Source organism: Bradyrhizobium sp. Kon37, assembly GCF_055807535.1.
Window position 1 is genome coordinate 1 of the sequence record NZ_JBVVOY010000285.1, and the last position, 262, is coordinate 262.

1 protein-coding gene is annotated in these 262 nt (G+C 62.2%); it reads right to left on the reverse strand.

Annotated elements, in window-relative coordinates:
• A partial coding sequence (locus AC0L3J_RS38170) for an ABC transporter substrate-binding protein (protein ID WP_473350584.1) occupies positions 1–262 on the reverse strand: 262 nt, incomplete at both ends.

The window sequence follows — 262 nt, forward strand, 5'->3', positions numbered from 1 at the left end:
GTGCACCATGCGGCCGTCTTCGCGTAAGCTGCCGTTGTCGGTGAAGGCATCCTTCACCGGCAGCTCGCGCATCTTGGCCATCACGGTCTTGGTGTCCTTTGTGCCAGCGGGCTGCACCGCCTTGAGGTTGTGCAGCGTCGCGCTGTAGGTCGCCGCCTGGTTCATCGTCGGCATGCGCTTGACGCGCTCCATGAAACGCTTGCCGAAAGCGCGGGTCTTCTCGTTCAGGTCCCAGTAATAGGCCTCGGTGATGATCAGTCCC